This is a genomic window from Planomonospora alba (assembly GCF_039534085.1).
GTDB classification, from domain to species: Bacteria; Actinomycetota; Actinomycetes; order Streptosporangiales; family Streptosporangiaceae; genus Planomonospora_B; species Planomonospora_B alba.
This window is the reverse complement of the sequence record NZ_BAAAUT010000016.1, coordinates 26,866-49,413: the sequence shown is the minus strand read 5'-3', so window position 1 is coordinate 49,413 and position 22,548 is coordinate 26,866. Positions and strand designations below refer to the sequence as shown.

The 22,548-nt window shown below is 72.6% G+C and carries 27 protein-coding genes, 2 tRNA genes and 1 other RNA gene; 13 read left to right on the top strand and 17 right to left on the bottom strand.

Annotated elements, in window-relative coordinates:
- Positions 1 to 136 precede the first annotated feature (136 nt).
- Positions 137 to 439, top strand: coding sequence for a hypothetical protein (locus tag ABD823_RS12000; protein WP_344858821.1), 303 nt, complete (start codon positions 137 to 139; stop codon positions 437 to 439).
- 15 nt (positions 440 to 454) lie between these two features.
- Here the strand turns inward: ABD823_RS12000 and ABD823_RS11995 are convergent, their stop codons facing one another.
- Together ABD823_RS11995 and ABD823_RS11990 are read right to left on the bottom strand one after the other, a co-directional pair.
- Positions 455 to 1,051, bottom strand: coding sequence for a TetR/AcrR family transcriptional regulator (locus ABD823_RS11995; RefSeq protein ID WP_344858819.1), 597 nt, complete (start codon positions 1,049 to 1,051; stop codon positions 455 to 457).
- A gap of 66 nt (positions 1,052 to 1,117) precedes the next feature.
- Positions 1,118 to 1,705, bottom strand: coding sequence for a GNAT family N-acetyltransferase (locus ABD823_RS11990; RefSeq protein WP_344858817.1), 588 nt, complete (start codon positions 1,703 to 1,705; stop codon positions 1,118 to 1,120).
- 86 nt (positions 1,706 to 1,791) lie between these two features.
- Between ABD823_RS11990 and ABD823_RS11985 the strand changes: the two genes are divergently transcribed.
- From ABD823_RS11985 to ABD823_RS11975, 3 genes are all read left to right on the top strand, one after another.
- A complete protein-coding gene (locus tag ABD823_RS11985; RefSeq protein WP_344858815.1) occupies positions 1,792 to 2,289 on the top strand; it encodes a winged helix-turn-helix transcriptional regulator in 498 nt (165 codons plus the stop codon).
- A 92-nt stretch (positions 2,290 to 2,381) separates the two neighbouring features.
- A complete protein-coding gene (locus tag ABD823_RS11980; protein WP_344858813.1) occupies positions 2,382 to 3,167 on the top strand; it encodes an SURF1 family cytochrome oxidase biogenesis protein in 786 nt (261 codons plus the stop codon).
- Between the two features lie 66 nt (positions 3,168 to 3,233).
- Positions 3,234 to 4,430 carry an amidohydrolase family protein gene (locus ABD823_RS11975; RefSeq protein ID WP_344858811.1) on the top strand — a complete coding sequence of 399 codons (1,197 nt, stop codon included), beginning with the start codon at positions 3,234 to 3,236 and terminating at the stop codon, positions 4,428 to 4,430.
- Here ABD823_RS11975 and ABD823_RS11970 read toward each other — a convergent pair.
- From ABD823_RS11970 to ABD823_RS11960, 3 genes are all read right to left on the bottom strand, one after another.
- Positions 4,411 to 4,755 (bottom strand): YkvA family protein, encoded by a 345-nt coding sequence (locus ABD823_RS11970; protein WP_344858809.1) that lies wholly within the window; start codon positions 4,753 to 4,755, stop codon positions 4,411 to 4,413. The genes ABD823_RS11975 and ABD823_RS11970 overlap by 20 nt on opposite strands.
- A 170-nt stretch (positions 4,756 to 4,925) precedes the next feature.
- Positions 4,926 to 5,894, bottom strand: coding sequence for an LLM class F420-dependent oxidoreductase (locus ABD823_RS11965; protein WP_344858807.1), 969 nt, complete (start codon positions 5,892 to 5,894; stop codon positions 4,926 to 4,928).
- A 228-nt stretch (positions 5,895 to 6,122) separates the two neighbouring features.
- Entirely contained in the window at positions 6,123 to 6,797 is a 675-nt protein-coding gene (locus ABD823_RS11960; protein WP_344858805.1) for a TetR/AcrR family transcriptional regulator, read from the bottom strand.
- A 165-nt stretch (positions 6,798 to 6,962) separates the two neighbouring features.
- Here ABD823_RS11960 and ABD823_RS11955 point away from each other — a divergent pair, with 165 nt between their 5' ends.
- Positions 6,963 to 7,640: a hypothetical protein gene (locus ABD823_RS11955; protein ID WP_344858803.1), complete on the top strand. Its 678-nt coding sequence runs from the start codon at positions 6,963 to 6,965 to the stop codon at positions 7,638 to 7,640.
- Positions 7,641 to 7,808: 168 nt separating this feature from the next.
- Here the strand turns inward: ABD823_RS11955 and ABD823_RS11950 are convergent, their stop codons facing one another.
- The 5 genes from ABD823_RS11950 to ABD823_RS11930 all read right to left on the bottom strand — a co-directional run bounded on the left by ABD823_RS11950 (position 7,809) and on the right by ABD823_RS11930 (position 11,730).
- The gene (locus ABD823_RS11950) at positions 7,809 to 8,879 is read right to left on the bottom strand and encodes an aspartate-semialdehyde dehydrogenase (protein ID WP_344858801.1); all 1,071 of its coding nucleotides are present in this window, start codon (positions 8,877 to 8,879) and stop codon (positions 7,809 to 7,811) included.
- On the bottom strand, positions 8,876 to 10,150 hold the full coding sequence (locus tag ABD823_RS11945) for an aspartate kinase (protein ID WP_344858799.1): 1,275 nt from the start codon (positions 10,148 to 10,150) through the stop codon (positions 8,876 to 8,878). Before ABD823_RS11945 ends, ABD823_RS11950 begins: the two co-directional genes overlap by 4 nt.
- A gap of 91 nt (positions 10,151 to 10,241) precedes the next feature.
- The gene (locus ABD823_RS11940) at positions 10,242 to 10,781 is read right to left on the bottom strand and encodes a DUF5063 domain-containing protein (RefSeq protein ID WP_344858797.1); all 540 of its coding nucleotides are present in this window, start codon (positions 10,779 to 10,781) and stop codon (positions 10,242 to 10,244) included.
- Positions 10,774 to 11,373 carry a recombination mediator RecR gene (gene recR, locus ABD823_RS11935; protein WP_344858795.1) on the bottom strand — a complete coding sequence of 200 codons (600 nt, stop codon included), beginning with the start codon at positions 11,371 to 11,373 and terminating at the stop codon, positions 10,774 to 10,776. The genes ABD823_RS11940 and recR overlap by 8 nt, the downstream gene beginning before the upstream one ends.
- Before the next feature lie 3 nt (positions 11,374 to 11,376).
- Positions 11,377 to 11,730: a YbaB/EbfC family nucleoid-associated protein gene (locus ABD823_RS11930; RefSeq protein ID WP_344858793.1), complete on the bottom strand. Its 354-nt coding sequence runs from the start codon at positions 11,728 to 11,730 to the stop codon at positions 11,377 to 11,379.
- 324 nt (positions 11,731 to 12,054) lie between these two features.
- On the opposite strand from ABD823_RS11930, the gene ABD823_RS11925 reads away from it, so the two are divergent.
- Complete coding sequence (locus ABD823_RS11925; RefSeq protein ID WP_344858791.1) at positions 12,055 to 13,536, top strand: GAF domain-containing protein; 1,482 nt, start codon at positions 12,055 to 12,057, stop codon at positions 13,534 to 13,536.
- Between the two features lie 118 nt (positions 13,537 to 13,654).
- On the opposite strand, the gene ABD823_RS11920 is transcribed toward ABD823_RS11925, so the two are convergent.
- Together ABD823_RS11920 and ffs are read right to left on the bottom strand one after the other, a co-directional pair.
- On the bottom strand, positions 13,655 to 15,937 hold the full coding sequence (locus ABD823_RS11920) for a DNA polymerase III subunit gamma and tau (RefSeq protein WP_344858790.1): 2,283 nt from the start codon (positions 15,935 to 15,937) through the stop codon (positions 13,655 to 13,657).
- Between the two features lie 30 nt (positions 15,938 to 15,967).
- Positions 15,968 to 16,066, bottom strand: an RNA gene (gene ffs, locus ABD823_RS11915) — signal recognition particle sRNA small type.
- A 93-nt stretch (positions 16,067 to 16,159) separates the two neighbouring features.
- On the opposite strand from ffs, the gene ABD823_RS11910 reads away from it, so the two are divergent.
- Positions 16,160 to 16,248 (top strand) — tRNA-Ser (locus tag ABD823_RS11910).
- A gap of 65 nt (positions 16,249 to 16,313) precedes the next feature.
- On the opposite strand, the gene ABD823_RS11905 is transcribed toward ABD823_RS11910, so the two are convergent.
- A complete protein-coding gene (locus ABD823_RS11905) occupies positions 16,314 to 16,979 on the bottom strand; it encodes a DUF6882 domain-containing protein (RefSeq protein ID WP_344858788.1) in 666 nt (221 codons plus the stop codon).
- A gap of 193 nt (positions 16,980 to 17,172) precedes the next feature.
- Between ABD823_RS11905 and ypfJ the strand changes: the two genes are divergently transcribed.
- The gene (ypfJ, locus tag ABD823_RS11900; RefSeq protein WP_344858786.1) at positions 17,173 to 18,030 is read left to right on the top strand and encodes a KPN_02809 family neutral zinc metallopeptidase; all 858 of its coding nucleotides are present in this window, start codon (positions 17,173 to 17,175) and stop codon (positions 18,028 to 18,030) included.
- A gap of 70 nt (positions 18,031 to 18,100) precedes the next feature.
- Complete coding sequence (locus ABD823_RS11895; RefSeq protein ID WP_344858784.1) at positions 18,101 to 18,400, top strand: type II toxin-antitoxin system VapB family antitoxin; 300 nt, start codon at positions 18,101 to 18,103, stop codon at positions 18,398 to 18,400.
- A 195-nt stretch (positions 18,401 to 18,595) separates the two neighbouring features.
- On the opposite strand, the gene ABD823_RS11890 is transcribed toward ABD823_RS11895, so the two are convergent.
- From ABD823_RS11890 to ABD823_RS11875, 4 genes are all read right to left on the bottom strand, one after another.
- Positions 18,596 to 18,685 (bottom strand) — tRNA-Ser (locus ABD823_RS11890).
- Positions 18,686 to 18,706: 21 nt separating this feature from the next.
- Entirely contained in the window at positions 18,707 to 19,153 is a 447-nt protein-coding gene (gene tadA / locus ABD823_RS11885; RefSeq protein ID WP_344858942.1) for a tRNA adenosine(34) deaminase TadA, read from the bottom strand.
- A 47-nt stretch (positions 19,154 to 19,200) separates the two neighbouring features.
- The gene (locus ABD823_RS11880) at positions 19,201 to 19,692 is read right to left on the bottom strand and encodes a tRNA adenosine deaminase-associated protein (protein WP_344858782.1); all 492 of its coding nucleotides are present in this window, start codon (positions 19,690 to 19,692) and stop codon (positions 19,201 to 19,203) included.
- Positions 19,693 to 19,707: 15 nt separating this feature from the next.
- Positions 19,708 to 20,217, bottom strand: a complete 510-nt coding sequence (locus ABD823_RS11875) for a tRNA adenosine deaminase-associated protein (RefSeq protein WP_425566597.1) — start codon at positions 20,215 to 20,217, stop codon at positions 19,708 to 19,710.
- Between the two features lie 163 nt (positions 20,218 to 20,380).
- Here ABD823_RS11875 and upp point away from each other — a divergent pair, with 163 nt between their 5' ends.
- The 4 genes from upp (at position 20,381) to ABD823_RS11855 (ending at position 22,443) form a co-directional block, all read left to right on the top strand.
- A complete protein-coding gene (gene upp, locus ABD823_RS11870; RefSeq protein ID WP_344858778.1) occupies positions 20,381 to 21,019 on the top strand; it encodes a uracil phosphoribosyltransferase in 639 nt (212 codons plus the stop codon).
- Positions 21,020 to 21,256: 237 nt separating this feature from the next.
- Positions 21,257 to 21,490, top strand: a complete 234-nt coding sequence (locus ABD823_RS11865; protein ID WP_344858776.1) for a hypothetical protein — start codon at positions 21,257 to 21,259, stop codon at positions 21,488 to 21,490.
- A gap of 267 nt (positions 21,491 to 21,757) precedes the next feature.
- Positions 21,758 to 21,916 carry a hypothetical protein gene (locus tag ABD823_RS11860; RefSeq protein WP_344858775.1) on the top strand — a complete coding sequence of 53 codons (159 nt, stop codon included), beginning with the start codon at positions 21,758 to 21,760 and terminating at the stop codon, positions 21,914 to 21,916.
- Positions 21,913 to 22,443, top strand: coding sequence for a PH domain-containing protein (locus ABD823_RS11855; protein ID WP_344858773.1), 531 nt, complete (start codon positions 21,913 to 21,915; stop codon positions 22,441 to 22,443). Before ABD823_RS11860 ends, ABD823_RS11855 begins: the two co-directional genes overlap by 4 nt.
- The last annotated feature ends 105 nt before the right edge of the window (positions 22,444 to 22,548 follow it).

The window sequence follows — 22,548 nt, the reverse complement described above, 5'->3', positions numbered from 1 at the left end:
ATCGTCGCACTGTTCCCCACCCCGGACCCAGAGTGACTAAATCGTTACGCAACGTGGTAAGCGTTCTGTAAGCGGGATTCAAGGGCTTGGCGGTAATCCTTTGTATCCGCCCGCACGCGTCCCGGAGGACCCACCGATGCTGATCCCGTGCCTGGCCTGCGAGTCCCGTTTCCGCCCCGACGAGTACTTCCAGGCGTGCCATGACTACAACCGGGGCCTGGACCGGGTCGCCTGGACCTGCCCCCGCTGCGGGAACCGCGACGAGCTGCGGGTGCTGCCCGGGGAGCTCGGCTTCGGCTACCCCCGCAGCGGCAGGTTCGACGTGAGCGAGCGCGTGCGCGTGCCCGGCCTGCGCCGCCGCCGCCAGGAGCTGCGGCTGGACATCTCCCTGGACGAGAAGGTCTGGCGGGTCCCCACCCGCCTGGTGGCGGCGCGCTGACCCGAGGGAGCGGGGTCAGTCCTCGTGGCGCCGCAGGCTCTGCCAGGCGGCGGCGCACAGGGAGGCGATCTCCTCCTCCGTGGGCTGGTGCGCCCCGGCGAACCACAGGCGGCACATCTCCACGGCCGGGCCGAGCCAGAGCACGTAGCACATCGTGGGAGGGACGGGCTGGAGCACGCCGGCCTTCATGTGCGGACGCCACCAGTCGGCGACGTTGCGGAAGAAGACCCGGCGCGACTCGGCGACCTCCGGGCCCCCCGGCTCGTTCCGCTTGGGCGGGCGCTCGCTGATCAGCAGGTGGGCCCGCTCGCGGTGCTCCCCGCACCAGGACATGTGCAGCGCGACGATGGCCTCGACCCCCTCGCGTGCGCCCTCGTGGCTGCGCAGCTCGGCGAGGAAGGCGTCCTGGTACATGTCCAGCGTCTCGGCGTACAGCGTGCCGAAGACGTGCTCTTTGCTCGCGAAGTGGTGGTAGAAGCTGCCGACGCTGACGCCGCTCTCCTCGCGGAGGCTGGCCAGCGTGGTCGCCGAGACACCGTCCTGGCTGAACCGCCGCAGGGCTCCCTCGACGATCCGGGTCCGGCCGTCGCGTCCGTTCTTGGCACTCTTCACGGGGTCAATAGTGCGGCAACAGAACCTTGTTCTGCAAATATCCGCCCGCGTCCGGAGTGCCGATGATCATACCGCATCCGCCGCGGCGGCGTCCCCTCGCCCCCGGCGGCGCAGTTGCGCGACGACCTCCACCGTCCCGGCGGAGACCGCCATGGCCGCGTCCGGCCACCACGCGCGGATCATGGAGAGCACCTTGCGGTTCTCCGCCAGGACGTCCATCCCCACCGCCTCGGCCCCGCGCGCCTCGGCCCGGTGCAGCAGCCGGCGGACGAGCCGCGAGCCGATCCCGCGCCCCTGCCACTCGTCCGCAACCACGACCGAGATCTCCACCCCGCCGTCCCGGTCGAAGCCCATCACGTGCCCGACCACGGTCTCGCCGTGGACCGCCAGCAGCACGTCGCGCCGCTCGTCCACCCTGAGCAGGGCGCGGACCAGACCCTCGCCCGGACGGCCGAGACCGGTGAAGAAGCGCAAGGTCTGCGTGTGCAGGGAGAGCCCGCACAGGAAGGCGCGCATCCGTTCCCCGTCGTCCGCCAGGACGGGCCGGATCTCGACCTCCCGCCCCGCCGCGACCCCCGCCGCGACCCCCGGTACGGCCGGCGACACCGCCGGCGCCGGGTCCCGGCGCGGGCGCACGAGCTGAGTTCTCATCATGGACTCAGCCTCTCGCGGATCACCTGAGTCTGTCAACTAGACTTAGATGCGTTGGAGGTGGTCCCATGGCCGCTTACGATGCGGATATGAGTGAGGCGACCGTCGGTGACGCGCCCCTGCGGGCGGAAAACTGCTCGATCGCGCGCACGCTGGGCATCGTGGGCGAGAAGTGGACCTTCCTGGTGCTCCGCGAGGCGTTCAGCGGAGTGCGCCGCTTCGCCGACATGCAGGCCGGCACCGGAGCCCCCCGCCAGGTGCTGAGCGCCCGGCTCACCCGGCTGGTGGACGAGGGGCTGCTCCGCAAGGTCCCCTACCGCGAGCCCGGCCAGCGGCAGCGCGACGAGTACCGGCTGACCGAGATGGGCCGCGACCTCTATCCGATCATGGTGGCGCTGATGCACTGGGGCGACCGCTACCTGTCCGACCCCGACGGCCCGCCGGTGCTCCTCACCCACCGCGGTTGCGGCGCCCCCATCGAGCAGCACTTCCGGTGCGCCGAGGGCCACGAGGTCGGCGGTCCCCGCGACGTCACCCCGCTGCCCGGCCCCGGCGCCAAGCCGCGCGCGACCGGCACCGACGGCTGAGCACGGATCCGACCGCTGAACACGGATCCGGCGGCGCGCCGGAGACCCGGTCGGCGGACGGGGCGGTCGGTGCGGTGCCTACCCTTGGTGGCGTGTACCGCTTCCTGCTGACCCGCCGCTGGATCGCGCTCCACATCGTGGTGCTGCTGGTCATCCCCGCCTTCGCCCTCCTGGGCCGATGGCAGTTCGGGCGCTTCGAGGAGCGGTCGTCCAGCAGCGACCGGATCGCCGCCAACCTCGCGGCGGACCCGGTCCCGCTCACCGAGCTCACCTCCGTCGGCGGCACCGTCCGCGAGCAGGACAAGCACCGCCGGGTGACGGTCTCCGGCACCTTCGACGCGGCCCACCAGCTCCTGGTCCGCCGCCGCACGCAGAACCGGGCCGTCGGCTTCTACGTGCTCACCCCGCTGGTCACCGGCGACGGGCCAGCCGTGCTGGTGAACCGGGGCTGGGTCCCGGCGGGCGCCACCGCCGAGGCCCTGCCGGAGGTGCCCGCGCCCGCCACCGGCCAGGTGACCGTCACCGGGCGGCTGCGCCCCGCCGAGAGCGAGGAGTCCACGGGCATCCGCGACCTGCGGGGCCTGCCCGCCGGGCAGGTGATGCTGATCGACACCGCCGCGATCGGCGCGGGCCTGCCGTACGAGCTGTTCGGCGGCTACGTGGAGCTGACCGAGCAGGTCCCGGCGGCCGCCGCCGCGCCCGAACCGGTGCCCGAGCCGGACACCGGCGAGGGCGGCGGACTCAACCTCGCCTACGGCGTGCAGTGGTGGCTGTTCATCGGCGTCGCGATCGGTGGCTGGGTCCTGCTGATCCGCCGGGAGGCCGCCGATCTGAGGGCCAGGACCGCCCCGGAGATCGCGGAGAAGGCGAACGCTTGACCTCCGGGATCAACACGAGACCCCATCGCTTGTCCAGCGTGATGCCGACACCGTACCGTTGACCGCGTGACTACGCCGCTACTGCCCGACCCCGAGCCCAGGCGGCGGGACTATGTCATCATCTCGGCCGACGACCACCTGATCGAGCCGCCCGACATGTTCGAGGGCCGGCTCCCGGACAAATACGCCGAGCTGGCCCCGAAGGTCGTCGAGACCGAGGCGGGCCACCAGGTCTGGCGGTACGGCGGGGCGACCTACCCGTGCGCCGGCCTCGACGTCGGCGCCGGCCTGCCGCGCGAGCAGTGGACGCTCGACCCCGTCCGGTTCGAGCACATGCGGCCGGGCTGCCACGACATCGAGGCGCGCATCCGGGACATGGACAGCGCGGGCGTGTGGGCCGCGCTCTGCTTCCCCGGCATGCTCGCCGGCCAGGCCGGCACGGTCTTCTCCCGCACCCGCGACCAGGAGCTGGGCCTGGCGGTCCTGCGGGCGTGGAACGACTGGCACGTCGAGGTCTGGGCGGGCACCTACCCCGAGCGCATCATCGCCCTGCAGCTGCCCTGGCTGACCGATCCGGAGATCGCGGCCAAGGAGATCCGGGACAACGCCTCCCGGGGCTTCAAGGCCGTGCTGTTCCCCGAGTTCCCCACCCGGCTCCGCCTGCCGTCGATCCACGGCGACCACTGGGACCCGTTCTTCCGGGCCTGCGAGGAGACCGGCACCGTCATCTGCCTGCACACCGGCGCGGGCTCCTGGACGCCCGTGCCCTCACCCGACACCCCGGTCGAGGCGATCACCACGCTCGTGCCGGCCAGCGCCATGTTCGCCTGCGCCGACTGGCTCTGGTCGGGCGTGCCGCTCCGCTTCCCCGGCCTGCGCATCCTGATCGTGGAGGGCGGCGTGGGCTGGCTGCCGATGCTGGCCGAGCGGGCCGACTACGCGCTGGACCACCCGGTCGCCGGCGAGGCGTCCTGGGACGGCGGGCTGAAGCCCAGCGAGGTCCTGCGCCGCAACTTCTTCTTCGGCACGCTGAACGACCACGCCCTGTCCGGCGTGCGCCTGGCCGTCGGGCTGGAGCACGTCCTGCTGGAGAGCGGCTACCCGCACTCCGACTCCACCTGGCCCGACACCCAGCAGGCCGTCGCGCGCAACCTCGGCAGCCTGCCGCCCGCCGACGTCGCCCGGGTGACCTACGGCAACGCCGCGCGGTTGTTCGGCCACCCGCTCCCGTCCCGGGCCTGGCTCAGGATGGAACGCCTCTGACGGCGGGACGGGCACGCTCCCACTCGACGTAGCGCCCGCTCTCCCCGAGCAGCGAGCCCGTCAGCCAGAGGAAGACCCCGAAGTCGTCGGCGACGCCGACGAGCGCCAGGAAGTCCGGGACGACGTCGATCGGCGAGATCATGTAGAGCACGCCGAGACCCATCAGGGCGAGCCTCCCCCTGCCGATGCCGGGGTACTCCCCGCGCAGCGCCGAGCCGACCATCCGGGGCAGCGCCCGCAGGCGCGCCCCGAGCTTCGGCGAGCCGGGCCGGCTCACCTCCCGGTACGTCCGCCAGACCTGGGCCGCGCGTGCCGCCTTCGCCATCGGAAACCTCCTCGCAGAACGCGTCCGCCGGAACGGGTACTACCCGTCTCGTTGCGATATAACGCGTCATTCCGCCCGAAGGTTCCGCACGGGACCGTGACCGGCAGGCTCCGCACGGGACCGTGACCGGCAGGTCCCGCGCGCCCCCTCCCGCGCCGGGGAGCCCCGGCTCACTCCATGCCGGGCGCCAGATCCCGTACGGCCTGCGCGATCGGCACCTCGCCTCCGGGAATGGGGGCGAGCACCGGGGTGTCGAGGCCGCATGCCACGTACTCGCGGATCCTGGCCCGGCAGGTGGCCGCGTCCCCGTGCACGATGAGCGCGTCCACGACCTCGTCGGGGATGGCTTTCAGCGCCGCCTGCCGGTCCCCGGCCGCCCAGGCCTCGTGCATCGGCCGCAGCTGCTCGCCGCGGCCCAGCCAGTCGTGGAAGGCCGCGTAGACCGGGACGGTCAGGTAGCTGGCGAGCATCCACCGGCCGAGCTCCCTGACCTTGTCGGCGTCCTCGCTGACGCACACGAACAGCCGGGCGATCAGCTCGGTGTCCGGCCCGATCTCGGCCCGGACCTTCCGCACGTCCTGCGGTGCGAGCCAGTTGGTGATCGCGCCGTCGGCCTCCTCGGCGGCCAGGTGGAGCATGCGCGGCCGCAGCGCGGCCAGCACGATCTTCGGCGCGACCTTGGGCGCGCGCTCCAGCTTGAAGCCCTTGACCTCGAACGTCTCGTACTTCTCCGTGACCTTCTCGCCCGCCAGGGCCTTCCTCAGGAAGCGCAGGGTGTCGCGGGTCCGGGAGAACGGCTTGGTGAACTCCCCGGCGTTCCAGCGCTCGACGATGGCCGGGGAGGAGGCCCCGATGCCCAGCACGAACCGGTCGGGGGCGAGGTCGGCAAGCGTGGCGGCCGACATGGCCAGCAGGGCGGGCCCGCGGGTGGAGGCGGGCACGATCGCGCTGCCGAGACGGAGGCCGGGGGCCCACTCGTTGGCCAGCGCGAGCGGGGTGAAGCCGTCGACGCCGTTGACCTCGGCCGACCAGGCGTCGGTGTAGCCGAGGGCGGGGAGCTCTGCCACCAGCTCCTTGGAGCCGGCCAGTGAGCGGTCGTAGAAGGGGACCGTCATGCCCCAGCGTGCGCCCGTCGCCATCGTGCCGCCTTTCGTGGTCCTTGCCTGTGGTCCCACCGTGGTCCGCCCGGAGGAACGCCTAGAACGACATTCTGGTCCAGCTTGCCGTACCCGACCCGGGAGCCGTCAAGAGCCGACCATACCAACCGGACGGTATGCGAGGGGAGAGGGGATCCGGCCCCTGGCGGCGCCCCGGTCCCGCGGCGCCCCGGAGCACGGATCCCGGGGCGCTCGGTCCCGGAAGCCCTCTCAGGAGCGCAGCTCGTGCACCCCGGCGATGAAGTCGCGGGCGATGCCCCGCAGCCCGGGCAGGTGGGAGAGGGAGACCAGCCGGTCGACCAGCGGCACGGTGAGCTCGATGAACCGGTAGGTCCGTCGGCAGCCCTCGGAGGTGTCGTGCACCCAGAACAGCACGACGCCCATCGAGAGCAGCCAGAGCAGCTCGGGCAGCTCCTCGCGGAGCTCGGCGTCGATCCGGTCCGACGCGCCCTCCACGACCCGGCGGTAGATCGCGATCGACGCCTCGCGCGCGGGCGACGACTCGGCGCTGAACGGGCTGAGCGGGTTGCTCGGCTCGGCCGCGTGCTTGAAGAACTTCACCGCGAACTCGTGGTAGGGCTCGGAGACCCGCACCCACTCCCGCAGCACCCCGTCCAACCGCCCGGCCAGGCTCCGCTCGGCGGCCAGCACCCGCTCGCACGCCGCCTCGTGCTCGGCCTGCGCCCGGTCGTAGTAGGCCTGGACCAGCGCCTCCTTGGAGGAGAAGTAGTAGTAGGCGTTGCCCACCGAGACCCCGGCCTCGGCGGCGATGGCCCGCATCGTGGTCGCCTCGTACCCCCGCTCGCGGAACAGCCGCAGGGCCGTCTCGACGATGACTTCACGGGTCCTGTCGGACCCCCTGCTCCTCCGGGTCGGCTCGGCCACGCTCGTCACTGTACGGCCCGCGTCCCTGTGAGTCATGGCGCCTCACGGTGATCGGCATCACAGTGCAAAGATCCGGTAGCCGGGGCGATCACGTGGTTTCGGCGCCGTTCCGGCGGTGGGATTGATCTCCTCGCGGAAGGGCGAACCGCGACAAGGATCGGATCGATGGGAACACGTCCCACCAGACACAGGGCTGTCCGGCTCGCTGCCGGGGCCCTGCTCGCCGTGCACACGACGACGCTCTTCTCGCCGGCCACCGGCGCCGCCCCGGCCGCGGGCGCACCGCCCGCCGCCACCCCGGCCGGGAACGCCGCCCCGGCCGCGGGCGCACCGCCTGCCGCTCCGGCCTCCGACGCGCCGCCCGCCGCCCGCGTGCCGCTGGCCGCCGTGGCCCGCAGGATGCCGGCGGACCCCCGGAGCGAGGGCAGGACCACCCTGCGGCGGGAGCGCCCGGTCTGGCTCACCCACACCCAGGCGATCAGGAGGCTCGGCCGGGCCGGGCTGGGCCTGTACTCCTCCGGCGGGTGCTCCGACCGGGCGAACAGGCGGTGCACCTCGCTGGAGGCGATCCGGACGGAGACCCTGCGGGGGGTGATCCGGCTCAAGCGCCGCAGCGGCTGCCCGGTCATCCTCACCGGCGGCACCGAGACCGGCCACACGCCCGGCCGCTACAGCCACGCCAACGGCTACAAGCTGGACGTGGAGCCCAACGCCTGCCTCGACCGGTACATCAGGCGCACCGAGCCGTTCCGCGGCCTGCGCTCCGACGGGGCCCTCCTGTACGGCACCGCGCAGGCCCTCTACGCCCGCACGCCGTCCCACTGGGACATCGTCTTCGTCTGAAAGGCCCCGCCCGGACCACGCCCGGGGAGACCCGGGAAGCAAGGCCCGGGCGCGGTCCGGGGCGGCCCGTGAGAACCCCGCCCCGGATCCCGGCGGGCCCCGTGCGCACGTGAGGCCCTCCCGCCGCGCGGCGGGAGGGCCTCACACGAGACAAGGACCGTCCGGGGACTACCCGGCGAACTCGGCCGCGACCAGCTCGGCGATCTCCGCCGCGTTCAGGGCCGCGCCCTTGCGGAGGTTGTCGCCGCAGACGAACAGGTCGAGCGTGTTCGGGAAGTCGAGCGCCTGGCGGATCCGGCCCACGTAGGTGGGGTCGGTGCCGACCACGTCGGCCGGGGTCGGGAAGACGCCGCTCGCGGGGTCGTCCATGACGACCACGGTGGGGGCGGCCTCCAGGATCCGGTGCGCGTCGGCGACGGTGATCTCGCGCTCGAAGGTCGCGTGCACGGCCAGCGAGTGCGTGGTGATCACCGGGACGCGCACGCAGGTCGCCGAGACCTTCAGGTCGCCGATGCCGAGGATCTTGCGGGACTCGTTGCGGAGCTTGAGCTCCTCGGAGGCCCAGCCGCCCTCCTTCAGCGAGCCCGCCCACGGCACGACGTTGAACGCCACCGGCGCCGGGAACGGCGACTCGCCGTCGCCCAGCTTGTTCTGGAGCGCCTTGCGCACGTCACCGGCCGCCTGCCCCACCGTCCGGTCGCCCGCCAGCGCCTCGATCTCGTCGTAGAGCCGGGCCGAACCGGCCACGCCCGCGCCGGAGACCGCCTGGTAGGAGGCGACGACCAGCTCGCGCAGGCCGTACTCGCGGTGGAGCGCGCCCATCGCGGCCATCATCGACAGCGTGGTGCAGTTGGGGGTGGAGATGATGCCCAGCGGACGGTTGCGCGCGGCCTCCGGGTTGACCTCGGGCACCACCAGCGGGACCTCGGGGTTCATCCGGAAGGTGCCGGACTTGTCGATGACGACCGCGCCGCGCTGGGCCGCGACCGGCACCCACTCGGCGGAGACCTCGTCCGGGACGTCGAAGATCGCGATGTCCACGCCGTCGAAGACCTCGGGGGCCAGCGCCTGGACGGCCACGTTCTCGCCGCGGACCTCAAGGACCTTCCCGGCGGAGCGGGCGGAGGCCACCAGGCGGATCTCGCCGTAGACGTCCTCACGGGAGGAGATGATGTCGCGCATGACCGTGCCGACGGCTCCGGTCGCGCCGATCAGTGCGAGGGTGGGCTTGCGGCTCATCGTCCGGTACCTCCGTAGACCACTGCTTCAACCTGGTCGGCGTCGAGGTCGAACGCGCGGTGCGCGGCGGTGACGGCCGCGTCCACCTCGTCCAGCCCGACGATCACCGAGATGCGGATCTCCGAGGTGGAGATCATCTCGATGTTGACCCCCGCGTCGGCGAGGGCGGCGAAGAACGTCGCGGTGACGCCGGGGTGCGAGCGCATGCCTGCGCCGACCAGCGAGACCTTGCCGATCTGGTCGTCGAACTGCAGCGACTCGAAGCCGATCCGCTCCTGGACCTTCTTCAGGGCGGTCAGCGCCGCGGAGCCGTCGGTGGCCGGAAGGGTGAAGGAGATGTCCGTCCGGCCGGTCGCCGCCGCCGACACGTTCTGCACGATCATGTCGATGTTGATCTCGGCGTCCGCCAGCGTTTTGAAGATCGTCGCAGCCTCGCCGACCTTGTCGGGCACCCCGACAACGGTGATCTTGGCCTCGCTCCGGTCGTGCGCGACGCCGGAGATGATCGGCTGCTCCATCTCGTTTCCTTCACTGTCGGGGTCGGAGACGACCCACGTGCCTTCCTTGGTGCTGAACGAGCTTCTGACGTGGATCGGCAGGTTGAACCGGCGGGCGTACTCCACGCAGCGCAGGTGCAGGATCTTCGCCCCGCAGGCCGCCAGCTCCATCATCTCGTCGTAGGAGATCCTGGGGATCTTGCGGGCGGCCGGCACGATGCGCGGGTCCGCGGTGAAGACGCCGTCCACGTCGGTGTAGATCTCGCACACGTCGGCGTCCAGGGCGGCGGCGAGCGCGACCGCGGTCGTGTCGGAGCCGCCCCGGCCGAGCGTGGTGATGTCCTTGGTGTTCTGCGAGACACCCTGGAAGCCGGCGACGATGGCGATCTGACCCGCGCTGATCGCCTCCTGGATCCGCCCCGGCGTCACGTCGATGATCCGCGCCTTGCCGTGCGTGGAGTCGGTGATGACGCCGGCCTGCGAACCGGTGAACGAGCGCGCCTCGTAGCCCACGTTGGCGATCGCCATCGCCAGCAGCGCCATCGAGATGCGCTCACCGGAGGTCAGCAGCATGTCGAGCTCGCGGCCCGGCGGGAGCGGCGAGACCTGCTGGGCGAGGTCGAGCAGCTCGTCGGTCGTGTCGCCCATCGCGGAGACGACCACCACGACGTCGTTGCCGGCTTTTTTCGTCGCGACGATCCGCTGCGCGACCCGCTTGATGCCGGCCGCGTCGGCGACGGACGAACCACCGTACTTCTGAACAACGAGCGCCACGAGATGTCTCCGAAGCAATCTAGGGCTGTGGAGCTCACAGTCTACTGGCGCACTACCAAGGTTCTCCTGGTTTAGACCACTATGTGGACGATCACACCGTTGTGCGCTCTTCGGCCACGTCAAGCCGGGTGTGGGCGACGAGCGACTGCAGCGCCCGCATCGCCGCTCCGGCGTGGTTCCCCCACGTGTTGAAGTAGGAGTACTGCCACCACCACAGCGCCTCCAGCGGCCGCCCCGCCTGGTAGTGCCGCAGCCCGTGGATCAGGTCGGCCGCCACCGCCGCCAGGTCGTCCGAGAGCCGGTACGGCGTGACCGCGGTGTCCTTGTACGGGTCGAAGACCTCGGCGTAGTCGTCCACCGGGCCCAGCCGCTCGGCCAGCGCCGTGCGGAGCGGGTCGACGTCCGGGTCCTCGCTCAGGTGCGGCTCCCAGTTCTCGGTCAGGATCACGTCCTGGCTCGCGCCGAGCTGCGCGCCGGCCGAGCTGACCTGGGCCACCTCCACCAGCAGCAGCGGCAGGATGGCGTCCCCGCCCTCCCCGCCCGCCAGCCTGGTCAGGCCGTCGAGGTAGTTCTGCGCGTGGACCGCGATCCGGTCCGCGACCGCGCTCCACTCATCGGTCGTCTCAGACATCCAGCAGCCTCCGTCCTTCGAACGCCCGGCCCAGGGTGACCTCGTCGGCGTACTCGAGGTCACCGCCCACGGGCAGACCGCTCGCCAGTCGTGTCACTTTCAGGCCCATCGGCTTGACCAGACGGGCGAGGTAGGTCGCCGTCGCCTCCCCCTCCAGGTTGGGGTCGGTGGCGATGATCAGCTCCGTCACCCGGCCGTCGGCCAGCCGCGTCATCAGCTCCCGGATCCGCAGGTCGTCGGGGCCGACGCCGTCGATGGGGCTGATCGCCCCGCCCAGCACGTGGTAGCGACCGCGGAACTCGCGGGTCTTCTCGATCGCCACCACGTCCTTGGACTCCTCGACGACGCAGATGACATGGGGGTCGCGCCGGGTGTCACGGCAGATCCGGCACTCCTCCTCGGCCGCCACGTTCCCGCAGACCCGGCAGAAGCGGACCTTCTCCTTGACCTCCAGCAGCGCGTGCGCGAGCCGCTTCACGTCGGCCGGGTCCGCGGCCAGCAGGTGGAAGGCGATCCGCTGCGCGCTCTTGGGACCGACGCCGGGCAGCATGCCCAGCTCGTCGATCAGGTTCTGGACGACCCCCTCGTACATGGCTCAGAACCCGGGCAGCTGGCCAAACCCGCCCCCGCCGCCCAGCCCCTGGGCGAGCGGACCGAGCTTCTCCTGCTGCAGCTCGTTGGCCGCGCGGACGGCGTCCCGGATCGCCGCGATCACCAGGTCGGCGATGGTGTCCGCCGTCTCCTGGGCGTCGCCGGGGTCCACGGCCTCCGGGCTGATCTTCAGTTCCAGCAGCTCGCCCCCGCCGTTGACCGTGGCCACGACCAGACCGCCGCCCGCCGAGCCCTCGATCTCCGCGTCGTTCAGCTCCTGCTGGGCGCTCACGAGCTGCTGCTGCATGAGCTGTGCCTGCTCCAGCAGCTGCTGGAGGTTGACATCCCCTGGGTTCACCGTCGTGCGCTCCTCGTCAATGACATCAGTCGTCACGAGCCTACGGGGTCGGGGCCGCGTCGTGCACCGGCGCCCGCACGTGTTCCCCCACCGCACGCGGTAAACCTCGCCGGATCCCGGCCCCCCTCCAGACGTCCGGGACCCGGCGCACGCCACCGGAGCGACCACCCGCGGCGGCGTGTGGCGCCACGGTAACGAAGCGCGGGTTGCACACACGTTGCGCCCGACCGGTCACTCATCGCATACGGTTCGGCCGAACCACTTGCACGGCCCCCGCCCGGCGGAGATGCTTCGAGCCATCGGCTCGACTGCTGGGGGTGGCACATGGCCGGCGGCCACCTGGGATCCGCGCCGGTCCCGGACCTGGACGCCTATTCGGCGCGACTGCGCCGCCTGCACGAGACGACACCGGTCGGCGAGCTGCCGGCGAGCGACGTCCCGCGCCGCCTGATCGCCTCGTCCTGGCGGCGCTCCCTCGACGCGGGCGTCGACCCGGACACCGAGGCCGCGCCCGCCGCCTTCGCGCGCGAGGACCTCCGGGACGTCCGCGCCGCGCACCCGCTGGACGCGCTCCTGCCGCTCGTCACCGGCACGCTGCTGAAGACGGTCACCGAGATCGGCTGCATCCTGCTCGCCACCGACGCGCAGGGGCGCGTGCTCTGGCGGGACGGCGACCACCGGACGATGGCGCGGGCCGACGGGGTGGGTTTGGCGGACGGCTTCCACTGGGGCGAGCAGGCGGTCGGCACCAACGGCATCGGCACCGCCCTGGCCGTCCGCGCCCCCGTCCACGTCCGCGCGGCCGAGCACCTGCTCCGCGTGCTCCATCCCTGGTCCTGCGCGTCGGCTCCGATCACCGACCCTGACGGCGGCGCCGTCCTCGGCTGCGTCGACGTCAGCGGCGTGGCGGACAGCCTGCACCCGGCGGTCGTCGCCCTCGTCGAGGCCACGGCCCGGCTGGTCGAGGGCCGCCTCACCCTGCGCATGCGCGAGGACGACGAGCGGTTCCGGGCCCGCCACGAGAGCCGCCTGCGCGCGCTGCACGGCGAGCCGGGCGCCCTGGTCACCGGGACCGGCCGGATCCTCTGGCCGGAGCGGGCCCGGCAGCAGTGGGGGGTCCGGATCGGCCCGCCCGGGTCCGGCGGCGAGGTGACGCTGGCCGACGGGCGCAGGGGCGTGCTCGAACCGCTGGACGGCGGCTTCCTGCTCCGGCTGCCCGGCGGCAGGCGCGCGCCCCTGCTCACCCTGGCCTTCCTCGGCGCGGAGACCCCCACGGCCCGCCTGGACGGGCTCCATGTGCCGCTCTCCCTCCGGCACGCCGAGATCCTCGCCCTGCTCGCCCTGAACCCCAAGGGCCTGACCGCCGACCAGCTCTCCTTCCACCTGTACGGGGACGAGGGCAACCCGGTGACGATCCGCGCCGAGATCCACCGGCTGCGCACCCAGCTCGGGCCGGTCGTCGCGGCCAAGCCGTACCGGCTCACCTGCCCGGTCGAGGCCGACTTCATCGACCTGAAACACCTGCTCGTCACCGGAGACGCGGCCCGGGTCGCCCGCGCCTACACCGGGCCGCTGCTGCCCCGCTCCGAGGCCCCGGCCGTCCGCGCCGAGCGCGAGGAGCTGGAGGGCCAGGTCCGCGCGCGGATCCTGAGCCGGGGCGGCCCGGAGGACCTGTGGGCCTATGCCGGGACCGAGTACGGCAGGAACGACGTCCACGTCCTGCAGCGCCTGGTCGCGATGCTCATGCCGGACGATCCCCGCGCGGTCACCGCCCGGATGCGCCTGGCCACCCTCGACCGGGCCTGACCGGACCGGCGCCGCGCGACCGGCCCTGGCATGGTCCGGGCCAGGCGCCGCGCGACCGGCCCGGCCGGGTGCCGCGCGACCGGTCGCCGCCGGCCGTGGCCGGTCCGGCGGGCCGCCGTCAGCTGTGGTCGATCTCCTCGATGATCTGCCCGCCGAGCTCGCGCTGGATCAGCGCCATGCCGGTGAGCTCGTCGACGTCGGCGTCCTCGTCGTTCAGCGGGTCCACCTCGTCGGCCTCGGAGGCGGGCCCGCGGCCCGGCACCGCGTCCGGCCAGGCGGACGCCCCCCCGGCGGAACGGCCTGCGCCGCCCGGGCGGGCGGCGGGACCTCCGCTCTGCGCGGCGGCCCGGGCGGCCGAGCGGGCCGCCGCGAGACCGGGCCCCGGAGGAGGCGGCGAGCCGGTGTCCTCCGGCAGCGGCGCGTCCGGCCAGGACTCGTCCGTGGCGACCGCCTCCCGGCTCTCGGGAGCGGGGGCCGGAGCCGGGGCCGCGGGGGCCGCCGGAGCCGGAGCCGCCGGGGCGCTCCGCGCCGGCGGGGGAGCGGCCCTCGGCGCGTCCGGCTGCGGGCGGGAGGCGGGGGCCTGCGGCGGGACCGGCGGGTGGTTGCCGCCGAACGGCACGGGCCCGCCGGCGCCGCCCACCACGGCCTCGACCTTCCAGCTGCCGCCCAGCACGTCCTGCAGGGCCGCCTCGACGACCGCGTCCTTGCCCCCTCCGAGGAAGTTCTTCATCGCGCCGATCTGGCTGAACCCCAGGGTGAGGATCTTCCCCTCGACACCGACGACCTGGGCGTTGGTGTTGACGTTCGCCCAGACGACGATGCTGCGCCGCTTCAGTGCGCCGAGCACCTGCGGCCACGCCTGCTGGACGGCCGCCATCTCGGACCCGGAGGGCACCCCCCCGGCGGAAGGCGCAGCGGAAGGCACGGCAGAGGACCCGGCGGGGGACGCGACCGGATGTGCGGGCGGGGACTGCGGCGGGCCTCCGGTGCCCGGCCGGACCGCGGCGGGCCAGTCGTCGGCGGGCGGGCCCGCGGGGGCGACCGGAGCCGGGGTCGTGGACACCGCGGGAACCGGCGCGGAGGCGGGTTCCCGGGCGGCGGGAGCCGTACCGGCCGGAGCGGGCACGACCACCGGACCGGCCTGCGGCGCGGCCGCGGCGGGCGGCGCGTACCCGGCGGCGGGTGGCGCGTACCCCTGGACCGGGGCGGGAGCGGAGGCCGCGTACGCCGGGGCCCCCGCCCCGGGGCCGCTCCGCTCCAGCCGTTCCAGCCGGGCCAGCAGCGCCGCCTCGTCCTGCGCGGCCCCGGGCAGCAGCACCCGGGCGCACATCAGCTCCAGCAGCAGCCGGGGCGAGGTCGCCCCGCGCATCTCGGTCAGCCCCGCGTTGAAGACCTCCGCCGCCCGGGTCAGGTCGGCGGGCCCCATCGAGGCCGCCTGCTCGCGGAGCCGTTCCAGCTCGTCGTCGGGCCGGTCGAGCAGGCCGCTGCCGGCCGCGTCCGGCACGTTGGCCAGGACCACGAGGTCGCGGAAGCGCTCCAGCAGGTCCATGGCGAACCTGCGGGGGTCGTGACCGCCCTCGATCACCCGGTTCACCGTCTGGAAGACCCGGGCGCCGTCCCGTGCCGCGAACGCGGCGACGATCTCGTCGAGCAGGCCACCGTCGGTGTAGCCGAGCAGGGAGACCGCCCGCGCGTAGGTGATGCCGTTCTCGTCCGAGCCGGCGAACAGCTGGTCGAGGATCGACAGGGAGTCGCGGGCCGAGCCGGCGCCCGCCCGCACGACCAGCGGGAGCGCGGCGGGCTCGAACGGGACGCCCTCGGCGGTGAGGATCTCCTCCATGAGCGCGCGCAGCGACGCGGGCGGGATCAGCCGGAACGGGTAGTGGTGGGTCCGGGACTTGATCGTCCCGATGACCTTCTCGGGCTCGGTGGTGGCGAAGACGAACTTCAGGTGCGGCGGAGGCTCCTCGACGAGCTTGAGCAGCGCGTTGAACCCCTCGCGGGTCACCATGTGCGCCTCGTCGATGATGTAGATCTTGTAGCGCGCCGACACCGGCGCGAAGAAGGCCCGCTCCCGCAGGTCGCGGGCGTCGTCCACACCGCCGTGCGAGGCGGCGTCGATCTCGATCACGTCGAGGTGGCCGGGGCCGGTGGGGGAGAGCGCCACGCAGGACTCGCACTCACCGCACGGGTCCGGGGTGGGCCCCTTCTCGCAGTTGAGCGAGCGGGCCAGGATGCGGGCGCTGGAGGTCTTGCCGCACCCCCGGGGCCCGCTGAACAGGTAGGCGTGGTTGATCCGCCCGCTCCGCAGCGCCTGCCGCAGCGGCTCGGTGACGTGTTCCTGGCCCACGACCTCGGCGAAGGTCCCGGGCCGGTACTTGCGGTAGAGCGCCAGACTCATCAAGGAGCTCCCGCCTGCGAGGGGTCCTGCAACGAAGGAACCCCTCGCACACCCGCCAGAGCCCGCTTATCCTTGCTGCCTTCCGGCCCTGGGGAGGTTCACAGGATGACGCCGCGCGAGGGGTCCGGGGACAGTCTATCCCCCGGCGGAGGTACTCGGGTCCGCGAATGTCACACCGTTATGCGGTCACAGCATCCTCGGAAGTCCGCTAAGCTTTCCGGCGGAGGATTCGCCTAGTTGGCCTAGGGCGCACGATTGGAAATCGTGTTGGGGGCAACCCCTCAGGAGTTCAAATCTCCTATCCTCCGCCAGCCCGAAGGGGCCGGTCCGCACACGCGGACCGGCCCCTTCGGCGTTTCGGGGGCGGGCCGGGGGTTCAGGCGGGCGAGATCCCGCCGGACATGTCGGTGATCCGCCCGTGCTCGTCCAGCACGGCGCGCAGGGACATCCCGTCGGCGCGCCGGCCCTCGACCGCGCCCGGCGCGGTGGTGACCTGGAATCCCTGCTGGGACAGGAAGCCCTCGACGAGGGTCCGGTGGTCGACGGGATAGGTCTGGAGGACCTGGGCCAGGACACGCAGCAGCCGCTCCGGGGCCACCGGGGCGCTCACCCGCGGCGGGGTGTCCTCGACGAGGAAGAACAGGGCACCGCCCTGGTACGGCCCGCGGTAATAGCAACGGCCGGTCAGCGCGCCGGCCAGCAGCGCGATCAGGTGGCCGTCGACCTCGCCGAGGCCCATGCCCGGCTCGGTCAGCTCCGCCAGGCCGTACCGGCCGCCGTAGTCGCGCAGCCACAGCGCGGCCCGCAGCACCTCGCCCGGCAGGTCGCTGCCGCTGTTGGCCCAGGCCCACAGCCAGGTGCGGTCGAGGTGGCTCTCCGTGCCCAGCAGCTGGATCGGGAAGGTCAGGTCGTCGCCGAACGTGACCCTTCCGGCGGATATGTCCACCTGCCAGCCCCGTTCGCCGATCAGGTCGCCCAGCGCGAGCTGCCGGGCGAAGGCGGAGGCCAGCCCGGGCGCCAGATGGGAGTAGATGTCGCTCATCGGAGCACCGTATCCACCGGCGAGCCGGCTCCTGCCGCTGCGGGGCGGCCCCGGCGCACCGAGCGCCCGGCCGGTCCCTCGCGCCGCACGCCCCCCTGCGCCCCCGGCGCGCCGCCCCCTCGGGCGCTCCGGGCATACCGCGCCCCGCCGTGGGCAGTGGGGCCTCCCAAGCGGATCGGAAGGGACGCCGGCGATGGATTTCAAGGACGACGTCCAGCTGGACAGTTCACAGGTGCAGAGCGGCGGCCGGGGGCGGATCCCGGGCGGCGGGCTCGCGATCGGCGGCGGCGCGGCCGGAATCATCGCGCTCATCGCCGCGCTGGTGTTCGGGGTCGACATCGGCGGCCTCACCGGCGGCGGCGCCCCCGCGCCGGTCGACTCCGGCTCCGACCTCACCGCGCAGTGCCGGACCGGCGAGGACGCCGACCAGAACGAGGAGTGCCGGGTGGTCGGCGTGGTCAACAGCATCCAGGAGTACTGGCCCACCGCCCTGAACGGCTATCAGGAGGCCAAGACCGTGCTGTTCTCCGGCGCGGTGAACACGGGGTGCGGCGCCGCCGACTCCTCCGTCGGGCCCTTCTACTGCCCCGCCGACCGGCGGGTCTACCTCGATCTGAGCTTCTTCGACCAGTTGGAGAGCAGGTTCGGCGCGCAGGGCGGGCCGTTCGCCCAGGCGTACGTGATCGGGCACGAGTACGGTCACCACGTGCAGAACCTGACCGGCGTCCTCGGCCGCGCGCAGGGCGACCGGCAGGGCCCCGAGAGCGACGCGGTCCGGGTGGAGCTGCAGGCCGACTGCTACGCGGGCGCCTGGGCCAAGAACGCCTACGAGACCGGCCTGTTCGCCCAGCCCTTCACCCGCGACGACATCGAGCAGGCGCTGAGCGCCGCCGCGGCGGTGGGGGACGACAGCATCCAGCAGCGCACCCAGGGCCGGGTCGACCCGGAGGGCTTCACCCACGGCACCTCGGCGCAGCGTGTCAAGTGGTTCACCACGGGTTACGAGAGCGGCGACCCGGGCCGCTGCGACACCTTCTCCGGGGACGTCTGAGCAGGCCGCCCGGCCCGTGCCGGACCGGTGGAGCGGGCAAAAGGCCGGATTGTCTCTTAAACTACGTAGGGTGATCTTCAAGCTGGTCGGCGATGGACGGCCCTACCCCGAACACGGCCTCTCGAATCGCGAGTGGGCGCAGATACCGCCGCGGCAGGTCCGGCTCGACACCCTGATCACCACGAAAGCGGTGCTCGACCTGCACTCCCTGCTCGCCAAGGACTCGACCTTCTACGGCGACCTGTTCCCGCACGTGGTGCAGTGGCGCGGCGAGCTCTACCTGGAGGACGGTCTGCACCGGGCCCTGCGCTCGGCCCTGCACCAGCGCCCGGTCCTGCACGCCCGGGTCCTGGAGCTGCCCGCGGACTGAGGTCCCGCACCGGGGCGTCCGGCCGGGGGCGGACGCCCCCGGGCCCCCGGGCCCGTGAACGCACCGCGGCCGTCCCGCGCGGGCACCGGGACCGCCCGGTGCGGGCACCGGATCCCCGCGGCACGACCCGTGAAGAGGGACGGAACGGAACGCGAAAAGGGCCTCCGACCCGCGACCGGGTGGAGGCCCTGCTCATGGCGGTGGTGGTGGGATTTGAACCCACGGATGAGTTGCCCCATCACACGCTTTCGAGGCGTGCGCCCTCGGCCACTAGGCGACACCACCGCCGAGCAGCTTACCGGATAATCACGGTTGCTCGCGCAGCCTGCGGGCGGCGAAGAACCCCGTGAGCACCCCGGCGCACTCGTCCGCCAGGACGCCCATCAGGACCTCGGGCCGGTGGTTGAGCCTGCGGTCCCTGATCACGTCCCAGAGCGAACCCGCCGCGCCTGCCTTGGCGTCCACCGCGCCGTAGACGACGCGGTCCACCCGGGCCAGCACCGCGGCCCCCGCGCACATCGTGCAGGGCTCCAGCGTGACCACCAGGGTGCAGCCGGTCAGCCGCCACCCGCCCCGCGCCCGCGCCGCCCGGCGCAGGGCCAGGACCTCGGCGTGCGCGGTCGGGTCGGACAGGGACTCGCGGTCGTTGCCCGCCTCCGCCAGCACCTCGCCGCCGGGGCCGAGCACGACCGCGCCGACCGGCACCTCACCGCGCTCTCCCGCACGTACGGCCTGCGCCAGGGCGAGCCGCATCGCCGGGCCGTACTCGGCGTCCGGGTCCGCCACGTCCGGCGCGGCCCTCACCGCAGCCGGTCGAGCTCGTCCGCGAAGGAGAGCCGCTCGGCGATCACCGAGAGCGTGTCCGCGGGGAGCGCCCCCTCCTCCATGCTCAGCTCGATGAGCTCCTCGGGGCTCATGCCCAGGTCGCTGAGGAGCTCGAAGTCACCCGCCGGCCGTACGCCGACCTCGGGCGTCTCGTGCTCCGGCGCCACCCCGGCCAGCTCGCCGAAGAGCTCGCCGAGCGCGTCGGTGCGCGCGGCCTGGGCGTCGGACAGGAAGGTCCGGGGCTCGCCGTCGCCCTGATAGCGGACGATCCCGAACCACTCGTCCTCCACCTCCACGCAGAGCAGGGCGAGCTCGTCGCCGGTGAGCCCGAGGCTCTCCTGCACGGCGTCCCCGAGATCATCGACGATCTCGGCCTCGCCGAGGTCGACCTCGGCGCCGCTCCAGCCGCTCGCGGTGCGGACGAACGCTGCCGAGAAAACACTGCTGCCGGAGGGTCTGGAGGCCATGGAGATCTCCCGGGCTCAGCCGAACATGGAGTCGATGGCGCGCTCGAACGGCTCGGAGAACCCCAGCCGTGCCGCGATGCTGGACAGCACGTCCTCAGGGAGGAGGTCGATGTCCCCGGAGAGGATGCCGAGCTCCATCTCGTCGAGCCCCAGGTCGGCGAAGATCGACAGGTCCCCCGCGGGGAGCACCGCCTCCTCGTCCTGCAGGATCGCGTCGAGCTCCTCCTCGTCGGGCACCGGCACGTCGAGGTACTCCAGCACCTGCTGTGCGAGCGGGAAGTCCAGCGACGCGGCGATGTCGGAGAGGAAGACGTCCACCCGTTCGCCGAACACCCGTAGCGCCACGAAGAACTCATCCCCCACGGCGACCAGGCCAATCGTGCCGCTGATGCTCGGCTGCTGGCACAGCGCCTGGATCAGGCCGTGGAGATCGGAGGTGAGCGCCGCGGGAAGCATCTCCGCCTCCCAGCGGTCATCCTCGCGATAGACCACGATGGCGAAGTCGAGCGCCTCTTCGTCTGTCATCGTCATCCCCACCGAGCCGGCCTGTACGGATGTCAATGCTTTCAGAAGTGGAGCACAACCGTACGCCACTCCGGCCAAATCGTGATCAAAATCCCCTCCTGTAACGGGTGTCATGCCTCGTCCGTTATCCACCCGGTCGTCGTCCGGGATACCGTGGGGGTCCATGGAGACCCTGGTCATCGACCACCCGCTCGTGGCCCACAAGCTGACCGTCCTGCGGGACGCGGACACGGACTCGCCGACCTTCCGGCGCCTCGCCGACGAGCTCGTCACCCTGCTCGCGTACGAGGCGACCCGGCACGTCCGGGTCAGCGAGGTGACCGTGGAGACCCCCGTCGCGTCCGCCACCGGCGTGCGCCTCGCCCACCCCCACCCCCTGGTGGTCCCGATCCTCCGCGCCGGCCTCGGCATGCTGGACGGGATGATGAGGCTGCTGCCGACCGCCGAGGTCGGCTTCCTGGGGATGATCCGCAACGAGTCGACGCTCCAGGCGGAGACCTACGCCACCCGGCTGCCCGAGGACCTGTCGGGCCGTCAGGTCTACGTGGTCGACCCGATGCTGGCCACCGGCGGCACCCTGGCCGCGGCGATCGAGTTCCTCTTCGAGCGCGGCGCCGACGACGTGACCGCGATCTGCCTCCTGGCCGCCCCGGAGGGCCTGGCCTACATGGACGAGGCCTTCGCCGGGAGCGGCAGGCCGATCCGCGTGGTGACCGCGGCCCTCGACGAGCGGCTGAACGAGCACGGCTACATCGTGCCCGGGCTGGGGGACGCCGGGGACCGCCTCTACGGCGTCGCCTGAGACCCGCCGGGCCGCCCGGCCCGGCGGCGGGCCGCGGCCTCTCCCGAGTCGGCGCCCTCCCCGGGCCGACGCCTTTTCCGGGCCGGGGTCCTCCCTTGCCGAAGCCCTTCCGGGTTGAAGCGGTGTCCACCCCTCCTTCCGTTACCTTCTGTGATTAGATGGGTACGGAGTGTCACAGGACGACATCTCTTCGGCGCGCCCGGCCGGTCGACCGCGGCCGCACACCAGGGAGAGGCAGTGAACGAGCGAATCCTCCCGGCCCCGGAGCCGGACCCCTACGCGACCCTCAGCGCCGTGCTGCGCGAGGAGTTCTCCGCGGTCCACCCGGCCGCCACGGTGATCCGCTGCGTCGACGCGGCCCGCTACGGGGCGCTGGAGGTCACCGGCCACGCTCATCCCTGGCTGGTGGAGCGGATCGCCCGCAAACACCTCGAGGTACTGGCGATGGCGGCGAGCGGGCACGACCGGTAGCCCCGGTCCCGCGCCGGGCCGGACGGCTCCGCCCCGGAAGGCCGGCGGGCCCTTCCGCGAGCCCCGCGGGCCCTTCCCCGCGAGCCGCCGCGGGCACAAGACCGGGAGCGGCGCGGGACGGCGCGGTCCGCACCGGGAGGGGAGGGATCCGGTGCCGGAAGGTCCGCCCCGGGCGGAAGACCGAATCGGTTGACACGCTTTATCCGAGCTAAGGCGTGGGTAATGTATACGTCGGGTGCAGTGGGTGAGTGGTAACGGGAGGCTCAAGTGCAGGCCAAGCAGGTTCTGAAATGGAGCGCCATCATCTTCGTGGTGTTCTTCCTGTTCACCCGGCCGGATGACGCGGCCCACACGGTCAGAGGAGCCATCGACTCGATGTACACCGCGGCCGATTCCCTGGCCCAGTTCGTCTCCCATCTCTCATGAGGCTGGTGACTCACGGGGACTCCGCTCCCTCGTCGGTCAACCGCTACCTGCTCCCCCACGAACACCAGGTCATCATGGTGCGGCGTCACCCGGCCGTGCTGCTCCGCCCGGTCGCCGAGGTCTTCGGCGGCCTGATCCTCGCCGGACTGCTCAGCAAGTGGCTCGGCGACCAGAACGCCGGCGGCGGGCTCGTCGTCGTCTGGTGGGCGTGGCTGCTGCTGCTCATCCGCTTCGTGTGGAAGGTGGCGGAGTGGTCGGTCGACTACTTCGTCGTGACCTCCAAGCGCATGCTGCTCACCACGGGGCTGATCACGCGCCGGGTGGCGATGATGCCGCTCAGCAAGGTGACCGACATGAGCTTCCAGCGCTCCCTGCTCGGGCGGATGCTGGGCTACGGCGAGTTCATCCTCGAGTCGGCCGGCCAGGACCAGGCGCTCTCCACGGTCCCCTACATCCCCTATCCGGAGACCCTTTACCTGGAGGTCTGCCAAATGCTCTTCCCGGGCGGGAACGACTCAGACGACTAATGACTCGATGTCCACTGTGACGTAGAGAAGCGCAAAGAGTTTGACCTGGGATCCTGTCTGGGGGTTACCCGATTCGACTGAATCATGCAATCATGGCTGGAACAT

What these genes read in the sequence shown, in the direction of transcription:
- ABD823_RS12000 (WP_344858821.1), top strand. Translation starts at nt 137, where the DNA reads ATGCTGATCCCGTGCCTGGCCTGCGAGTCCCGTTTCCGCCCCGACGAG.
- ABD823_RS11990 (WP_344858817.1), bottom strand. Translation starts at nt 1,705, where the DNA reads ATGATGAGAACTCAGCTCGTGCGCCCGCGCCGGGACCCGGCGCCGGCG.
- ABD823_RS11985 (WP_344858815.1), top strand. Translation starts at nt 1,792, where the DNA reads ATGAGTGAGGCGACCGTCGGTGACGCGCCCCTGCGGGCGGAAAACTGC.
- ABD823_RS11970 (WP_344858809.1), bottom strand. Translation starts at nt 4,755, where the DNA reads ATGGCGAAGGCGGCACGCGCGGCCCAGGTCTGGCGGACGTACCGGGAG.
- ABD823_RS11965 (WP_344858807.1), bottom strand. Translation starts at nt 5,894, where the DNA reads ATGGCGACGGGCGCACGCTGGGGCATGACGGTCCCCTTCTACGACCGC.
- ABD823_RS11955 (WP_344858803.1), top strand. Translation starts at nt 6,963, where the DNA reads ATGGGAACACGTCCCACCAGACACAGGGCTGTCCGGCTCGCTGCCGGG.
- ABD823_RS11950 (WP_344858801.1), bottom strand. Translation starts at nt 8,879, where the DNA reads ATGAGCCGCAAGCCCACCCTCGCACTGATCGGCGCGACCGGAGCCGTC.
- ABD823_RS11940 (WP_344858797.1), bottom strand. Translation starts at nt 10,781, where the DNA reads ATGTCTGAGACGACCGATGAGTGGAGCGCGGTCGCGGACCGGATCGCG.
- recR (WP_344858795.1), bottom strand. Translation starts at nt 11,373, where the DNA reads ATGTACGAGGGGGTCGTCCAGAACCTGATCGACGAGCTGGGCATGCTG.
- ABD823_RS11925 (WP_344858791.1), top strand. Translation starts at nt 12,055, where the DNA reads ATGGCCGGCGGCCACCTGGGATCCGCGCCGGTCCCGGACCTGGACGCC.
- ABD823_RS11920 (WP_344858790.1), bottom strand. Translation starts at nt 15,937, where the DNA reads ATGAGTCTGGCGCTCTACCGCAAGTACCGGCCCGGGACCTTCGCCGAG.
- ABD823_RS11905 (WP_344858788.1), bottom strand. Translation starts at nt 16,979, where the DNA reads ATGAGCGACATCTACTCCCATCTGGCGCCCGGGCTGGCCTCCGCCTTC.
- ypfJ (WP_344858786.1), top strand. Translation starts at nt 17,173, where the DNA reads ATGGATTTCAAGGACGACGTCCAGCTGGACAGTTCACAGGTGCAGAGC.
- tadA (WP_344858942.1), bottom strand. Translation starts at nt 19,153, where the DNA reads ATGCGGCTCGCCCTGGCGCAGGCCGTACGTGCGGGAGAGCGCGGTGAG.
- ABD823_RS11880 (WP_344858782.1), bottom strand. Translation starts at nt 19,692, where the DNA reads ATGGCCTCCAGACCCTCCGGCAGCAGTGTTTTCTCGGCAGCGTTCGTC.
- ABD823_RS11875 (WP_425566597.1), bottom strand. Translation starts at nt 20,217, where the DNA reads ATGACAGACGAAGAGGCGCTCGACTTCGCCATCGTGGTCTATCGCGAG.
- upp (WP_344858778.1), top strand. Translation starts at nt 20,381, where the DNA reads ATGGAGACCCTGGTCATCGACCACCCGCTCGTGGCCCACAAGCTGACC.
- ABD823_RS11855 (WP_344858773.1), top strand. Translation starts at nt 21,913, where the DNA reads ATGAGGCTGGTGACTCACGGGGACTCCGCTCCCTCGTCGGTCAACCGC.